Below are 4,541 nucleotides of genomic sequence, written 5' to 3' on the forward strand. Positions count from 1 at the left end.
CACTCCAAAATCTCAGAAACAACACCAGAACCAACAGTTCTACCGCCTTCTCTTATCGCAAAACGCAATCCCTTATCCATTGCTATCGGTACTTGCAATTCTACTTCTACACTCACATTATCTCCTGGCATTACCATCTCCTTCCCATCTAGCAATTTTATGCTCCCAGTTACATCCGTTGTTCTTAAATAAAACTGTGGCTGGTAATTTGCAAAAAATGGTGTATGCCTTCCTCCTTCTTCTTTCTTTAATATATAAACCTCCGCCCTAAACTTTCTATGCGGCGTTATCGTCCCCGGTTTTGCTAATACTTGCCCTCTCTCCACTTCTTCTCTTTTTGTTCCTCTGAGCAATATTCCTACATTGAGTCCTGCACTCCCCTTATCCAGCAACTTCTTAAACATTTCTACACCTGTGCATATCGTCTTTTGCGTCGCTTTCAGACCTATTATCTCTATCTCTTCTCCCGTCTTTATCTCCCCCTTCTCTATCCTTCCTGTTACCACCGTTCCTCGCCCCGATATCGAAAATACATCCTCGATTGGCAATAGAAATGGTAAATCCACAGGCCTTGGTGGGACCGCCACATATTCATCTAACTTTCCCATCAATTTATCTATTGATTTCTTTCCATATTCGCTGCTGTCATCCTCCAGCGCTTTCAATGCAGACCCCACTACCACAGGCACTTCATTCCCTGGAAATCCGTATTTATTCAGCAATTCCCTCACTTCCATTTCTACCAAATCTATCATATCAGCATCAGCAACATCAGCTTTATTTATATACACCACGATATATCCAACACCTACCTGCTTCGCTAGCAATATATGCTCTCTCGTTTGTGGCATTGGCCCATCAACCCCCGACACTACCAATATTGCCGCATCCATCTGTGCTGCACCTACTATCATGTTCTTTACATAGTCAGCATGTCCAGGACAATCAACGTGTGCATAATGCCTTTTTTCCGTCTGATACTCAACATGCGCTGTTGCTATCGTTATCCCCCTCTTCCTTTCTTCTGGCGCTTTATCTATCTGATCGTACGCTACAAAATTTCCATAATGCTTTGTTATTGCCGCTGTTAACGTTGTCTTCCCATGATCCACATGGCCTATTGTTCCCACATTTACATGTGGCTTTCCAAATGCTTCCACTACTGCTGTCATAATTATTACCCTTAATTATACTTTAACTCATCAACCACATATTGTGGTACTTGTTCATAACAAGAAAAATGCATACTATACTGAGCTCTTCCCTGAGATATAGAACGCAAAACATTTATATAACCAAACATATTCGCAAGAGGTACGAAAGCAAGAATTATAGTGCTACTATTATGCGTTTCCATACTTGAAACTTGCCCCCTTCTGCTATTTACATCTCCCATGATATCGCCCATATACTCTTCAGGCGTAATGATTTCAACTTTCATTATAGGTTCTAACATTTTTGGACCAGCTTTATTTGCCATCTCTTTAAACGCACCTTTAGCAGCAAGTTCAAAAGCTAATGGACTAGAATCAACTTCATGGAAAGCACCATCAATAAGGGTAGCCTTAAAATCAATAACCGGAAAACCAGAGATCATGCCTCCTTCTTTTATCAACTCTAAACCATTTTCTACACCAGGAATATATTCTTTTGGAATTGCACCACCTACAATTTTACTTTCAAATTGAAACCCAGAACCAGGCTCAAGAGGTTCAAATATAATCTTTACTTTTGCAAATTGGCCAGCACCACCAGATTGTTTTTTATGAATGTAATCAATTTCAACAGATTTGGTGATAGTTTCACGATATGCAACTTGAGGCGCACCGACGTTAGCTTCAACGTTAAACTCGCGCTTCATTCTATCAACAATAATCTCAAGATGCAGCTCACCCATGCCTTTCAATATAGTCTGTCCACTCTCCGCATTTACTGACATTCTTAAAGAAGGATCTTCTGCAACCAATCTATTTAAAGCAACACCTAATTTTTCCTGATCTGAAGTAGTTTTAGGCTCCACAGCAATTTCAATAACAGGCTCAGGAAATTCCATACGCTCTAATAATATAGGAAAATCAGATGAACATAAAGTGTCGCCAGTAATTGTTCTCTTTAATCCAACTAAGGCAACTATATCACCAACTTTAGCTTCGTTTATATCTTCTCTGTTATTTGCATGCATAAGCAGCATTCTGCCAATTCCTTCAGTCTCATTTTTTCCTGCATTTAATACAGCAGATTTAGATTTTAACTTACCGGAATAAATACGAACAAACGTCAAGCTACCTACAAACTTATCCGTCATCACTTTAAACGCAAGAGCAACGAATTTCTCTTTTTCTGAAGGTTTGATCTCAATTTTCTTTTCTGAGTCTTTAGGATCAGTTCCAACAATTACATCAACATCAATAGGAGAAGGTAAAAAATCAACCACACCATCTAAAAGTGGTTGTACGCCTTTATTTTTAAAAGCTGATCCACATAATACAGGAACAAATTTTCCTTTAATGGTCCCATTTCTCACGCATTTTTTCAGTAAATCCACTGGCAGATCGTTAGACTCAAAGTAAGTATTCATCGCTTCATCATCCATCTCAGCTGCAGCATCTAATAAAAGATTTCGATATTCTTGAGCCTTGTCAATCAAATCGGAAGGAATATCCTCATAAGAAAATTTAGCGCCCAACGTTTCTTCTTGCCATATAATGGCTTTCATAGAAATAAGGTCAATTATACCTTTGAAATCTTTCTCACTTCCTATTGGCAACTGAATGACTAAAGGCGCTGCACCAAGCTTCGTCTTTATCATATCAACACATCGATAAAAATTTGCCCCTATTCTATCCATCTTATTAACAAAGCAGATACGAGGAACGCTATATTTATCAGCTTGACGCCAAACTGTTTCAGATTGAGGTTCAACTCCAGCAACTCCATCAAATACAGCAACTGCACCATCCAAAACTCTTAAAGATCTCTCAACTTCAATAGTGAAATCAACGTGACCTGGAGTGTCTATTATATTGACCCTATGATCATTCCAAAAACATGTTGTTGCAGCAGATGTGATTGTAATACCACGCTCTTTTTCCTGCTCCATCCAATCCATAGAAGCTGCCCCATCGTGCACTTCACCAATTCTATTTTGCTTGCCAGTATAAAATAAAATACGCTCTGTTGTGGTAGTCTTACCAGCATCTATGTGAGCCATTATTCCTATATTTCTGTATTTAGATATCCCAATTTCCATATCACAATTAATTAGCTAACATTAAAAACGAAGATGAGAAAATGCCTTATTAGCCTCAGCCATTTTATATTTTTCTTCGCACATCTTAAACGCACCACCGCGTTTATTATAAGCATCCAGTATTTCAGATTGCAAACAATCAACAGTGGTTTTTCCACTCTTTTTTCGAGCAGCAGAAGTTGCTTTAGCAATCCACCTTAACGCTAAAGAAATAGCTCTATCTTGTCGAACTTCAACAGGCACTTGATAAGTTGCACCACCAATGCGTCGAGAACGCACTTCTATAGAAGGAGTCACATTTTCTACCGCTGTTTCAAAAATTGATAACCCACCTTCGCCTATTTTCTTTTCAGCTAAAGACAAAGCGTCATAGATAATCTTTTCTGCAGTAGACTTTTTACCACATTTCATGATTGTATTAATGAAACGCATCAACAAAACACTGCCGTAACGCGAATCAGGACTTATTTCTCTTTTTTTTGCTTTATTCCGACGAGCCATAAACTTTAACCAGATTTCTTTACACCATATTTTGAACGAGCTTTCTTTCGATTTTGCACACCACGCAGATCAAGGGCACCTCTTATTATGTGATAACGCACACCTGGTAAATCTTTAACCCGCCCACCACGTATCAAAACAACAGAGTGCTCTTGTAAATTATGACCTTCACCAGGTATATAAGCTGTCACTTCACCATACCCACTAATTTTTACTCTGGCTACTTTACGGAGTGCTGAGTTAGGCTTCCTAGGAGTTGTAGTATACACCTTAGTGCAAACACCTCTCCTTTGAGGGTTGCTTTCTCCCAAAGCTGGTACCTTTTTCTTATGGGTCAATCCTAATCTACCTTTACGTATTAATTGATTTATCGTAGGCATATGTTATAAACTCAAGCTCATTAAAATAACTAAGTTTTTAGTTATAAAATAATAAACCTCAATAGTCAATATAAAAATAAACATTACTACTCTAATAATTAAGCTCAACTGCTTTGAAAGCCATCAGTAGACTTCTTGCACTACCTCCCAAGCCACAACTGTCATTCAGTAGAAACGAAAAAGTTACTTGACACCCTCCGCCAGCCCCCTTATCATGATAGTGAAGGTATTCAGTTATCTTCATCTGTGCAGATTAAACAGCAAGAAAACAACGTAGTTGGCGTCTTATTTTTAATCTTTTGCACTATGTGCACCTTATGTCTTCACAACATTTCTAGGTTTTTACCTACACAAGCTGAAACGCGCTTATAAGTCGTTTAAGACAGTATAGTACGCCAATTTGCAGGATT

The 4,541-nt window shown here is 38.6% G+C and carries 4 protein-coding genes; all 4 read right to left on the reverse strand.

What is annotated here, in order from left to right:
• Positions 1-1,172, reverse strand: a 1,172-nt coding sequence (gene tuf, locus OZD67_RS01345; protein WP_182183220.1) for an elongation factor Tu, incomplete at its 3' end; no start/stop codon positions are given.
• A gap of 11 nt (positions 1,173-1,183) precedes the next feature.
• A complete protein-coding gene (fusA, locus tag OZD67_RS01350) occupies positions 1,184-3,250 on the reverse strand; it encodes an elongation factor G (RefSeq protein WP_182183222.1) in 2,067 nt (688 codons plus the stop codon).
• 21 nt (positions 3,251-3,271) lie between these two features.
• Positions 3,272-3,751 (reverse strand): 30S ribosomal protein S7, encoded by a 480-nt coding sequence (gene rpsG / locus OZD67_RS01355; protein WP_182158990.1) that lies wholly within the window; start codon positions 3,749-3,751, stop codon positions 3,272-3,274.
• A gap of 5 nt (positions 3,752-3,756) precedes the next feature.
• Positions 3,757-4,131, reverse strand: a complete 375-nt coding sequence (gene rpsL, locus OZD67_RS01360; protein WP_006279787.1) for a 30S ribosomal protein S12 — start codon at positions 4,129-4,131, stop codon at positions 3,757-3,759.
• Positions 4,132-4,541: the final 410 nt, after the last annotated feature.

The organism is Wolbachia endosymbiont of Drosophila nikananu, from assembly GCF_028981865.1.
Classification (GTDB): Bacteria; Pseudomonadota; Alphaproteobacteria; order Rickettsiales; family Anaplasmataceae; genus Wolbachia; species Wolbachia pipientis_B.

Coding starts and splice junctions, on each gene's coding strand:
- rpsL (WP_006279787.1), bottom strand. CDS start 4,131: ATGCCTACGATAAATCAATTAATACGTAAAGGTAGATTAGGATTGACC.
- rpsG (WP_182158990.1), bottom strand. CDS start 3,751: ATGGCTCGTCGGAATAAAGCAAAAAAAAGAGAAATAAGTCCTGATTCG.
- fusA (WP_182183222.1), bottom strand. CDS start 3,250: ATGGAAATTGGGATATCTAAATACAGAAATATAGGAATAATGGCTCAC.